1 protein-coding gene is annotated in these 2,842 nt (G+C 75.4%); it reads left to right on the top strand.

All coding sequences use genetic code 11. The features are described 5' to 3' along the window. A partial coding sequence (locus AB8Z36_RS38060) for a non-ribosomal peptide synthetase (RefSeq protein ID WP_369217941.1) occupies positions 1–2,842 on the top strand: 2,842 nt, incomplete at both ends.

Raw genomic sequence — 2,842 nt, 5'->3', positions numbered from 1 at the left:
GCGCCGGATGTGGTTCCTGGAGCAGTACGAGGGCGGGGAGCTGCGCCCCTACAACATGGTGGAGGCCTTCCGGCTGCCCGGCGCCCCCGGCGAGACCGACGTGGCCGCCGCGCTGAAGCGGACGGTGCACCGGCACCAGGCCCTGCGCACCGTGTTCCGCGCCGACCCCGACGGCCTGCGGCAGGTCGTGCTCCCGCCCGGCGACGCCGAGCCGGAACTGCGGGTGCACCGGGTGGACGGCGCGGACGCCGCCGACGCGCTGCGCCGGATCGCGGCGGCGGAACAGCGGCATGTGTTCGACCCCGCCGAAGGCCCCCTGCTGCGCGCGCACTGGATCGCCGAGGACGGCGGCACCGGCGGCGTCCTGCTCCTCTCCGTCCACCACAGCGTCTGTGACGGCTGGTCGTTCGCGGTGATCCTCCGCGACCTCCTGCGGTTCCTCGACGGCACGGAGCAGGTGCCGGAACCCACGCAGTACGGCGCGTACACCCTCGACCGGCAGCGGCGCGGGGAGGACGCGGAGAGCGCCGCGTTCTGGCGGCGCACCCTGGAGGGGGCGCCCGCGGCCGACCTGCCGCTCGACCGCCGCAGGCCGGAGGAGCGCCGATCGGCGGCGGGCACGGTCCGGCTGACGGTCGGTGAGGCCACGACCCGGTCCGTGCAGCGGCTCTGCGGCGAGCTCGGCACCACGTCGTTCACGGCGATGGTGGCCGCCGTCCGGGTGCTGCTCGCGCGGTGGAGCGGTGCCGACGACATCGTCCTCGGCACCGTCGTCTCCGGGCGCGACGAGCCCGGACTCGCCGATTCGGTGGGCCTGTTCGTCAATACGGTGGCGCTGCGCACCCCGGTCGACCGGGAGCGCGGTTTCGGCGCTCTGGTGGCGTCGGTGGCCGAGCACGCCCGCGCGGTACGGGCCCACGAGGAGTACCCCTTCGAGAACATCGTGGAGACGATGGCCCTGGAACGGGTGCCGGGACGCAATCCGCTCTTCGACGTGCTGGTCGAGGCCGCCGTCTCCGGCACCGACCCGCTGGGCACCGAGGGCCCGGCGGCCGAGCACATCCGTCTCGACAGCGGCGCCGAGGGGTTCGACCTCTCCTTCAGCTTCACCGAGCCGGGGCCCGGCCGCCCGGTCGAGGTGGCGGTCACCTACCGCGAGGACGTCCTGGACGCCGCCACCGCGCGGCGGATCGCCGGGCAGTTCGACCACCTCCTCACCGCTCTGGCCGACGCCCCCTCGGCACCGGTCGGCGCCGTCCCCCTGCTCCCGCCCGGCCAGCGCGCCGCGCTCATCGCGGCGGGCACCGGGCAGCCCCGGCCCACGGCGGGGCCGGACGACACCCTGCTCGACCTCGTGCGCGCCCGCGTCCGGCGCTCACCGGAGGGGCAGGCCGTCATCTGCGGCGAGAGCGTCCTCAGCTACCGCGACCTCGACCGCGGGGCCGATGCCCTCGCCGCCCGTATCGCCGCGGCGGCGCCGACCGGACCCGGCCGGGTGGTCGCGGTGCTGTGCGACCGTTCCGAGTGGATGCCGGTGGCGCTGCTCGCCGTACTGAAGACCGGTTCGGCGTTCCTTCCCCTCGATCCGCAGCAGTCGGCGGCCCGGCTGGCCGCCGTCCTCGGCGACAGCGGCGCCGTGGCCGCGGTGACGTCGCCGGACTTCACGCGGGTGGCGGCGGACCAGGGCCTGCCCACCGTGACCGTCGGCGGACCGGACGACGAGGCCCCCGGAGCGGAGCGCGACGCGCCCGGGCAGGGCGCGCCGACCGGGCTCCGCCGCGCGGGCCCCGGCGACCTCGCCTACGTTGTGTACACCTCCGGTTCCACCGGTACGCCCAAGGGCGTCATGGTGGAGCACAGCGGCATCGTCAACTCCGTACGTTTCCGGGTGGCGCACTACGGGCTCGACGCCGAGGGGGCCGTCCTCCAGGTCGACCCCATCCACGCCGACGCGGGCATCGTCGACGTGTTCAGCGCGCTCGCCTCGGGCGCGCCCATGGTGATCGTCACCCGGGACCAGCTCCTCACGCCGGAGGACGTGGCCGCCGTCATGCGGCGGCATCCCATCCGCCATGTGCTGCTCGTGCCGAGCCTGTACCACGTGCTCCTGGACGAGGTCGGACCGGCCTTCCGTGAGGTGCGCGAGGTCGTGCTCGGCGGCGAGCGGGTCACCCGGGCCCTGGCCGCGCGGCACGCCCGCCTGCTGCCCGGGGTCCGCCTCTACAACGAGTACGGTCCCGCCGAGGACAGTGTCCTGACCACGGTGGAGACGGTCGTCGCACCAGACGCACCGGGCGAAGGGGCGTCCCCCACCGTCTCCGGCGACGCCTCCATCGGCCGCCCGCTGCCCGGCAAGTGGGTGGATCTGCTCGACGCGCGCGGCGAACTCGTCCCCCTGGGCGCGCCGGGCGAACTCTGCGTGGGCGGCGCGGGTCTGGCCCGCGGCTATCTCGGCGACGCGGAGCTGACCGCCGCCCGCTTCACGTCCAGCCGGGTGCGCCCCGGCGAGCGCATGTACCGCACCGGAGACCTGGCCCGCCGACTGCCCGACGGACGTCTTGAGTACCTGGGCCGGACCGACGACCAGCTCAAGATCCGGGGCAACCGGGTGGAGCCCAACGAGGTGGCCGCGGTCCTCGCCGAAGCACCGGGCCTGCGCAACGCCGCGGTGCTCCCCGCGCCCGGCCCCGACGGCGAACCGCGCCTCGTGGCCTACGTGGTCGGCGACACCGGCGAGGCGGCGCTCCGGCAGCACCTCACGGCGCGGCTGCCCGCGTACATGATGCCCGCCGCCTTCGTGTACCTGAGCGCCCTTCCCGTCGCGGCGGGCATCATGTACGCG

The sequence above is a fragment of the Streptomyces flavofungini genome (assembly GCF_041028215.1).
Lineage (GTDB): Bacteria > Actinomycetota > Actinomycetes > Streptomycetales > Streptomycetaceae > Streptomyces > Streptomyces flavofungini_B.
This window is presented reverse-complemented; position numbering and strand designations above follow the sequence as displayed.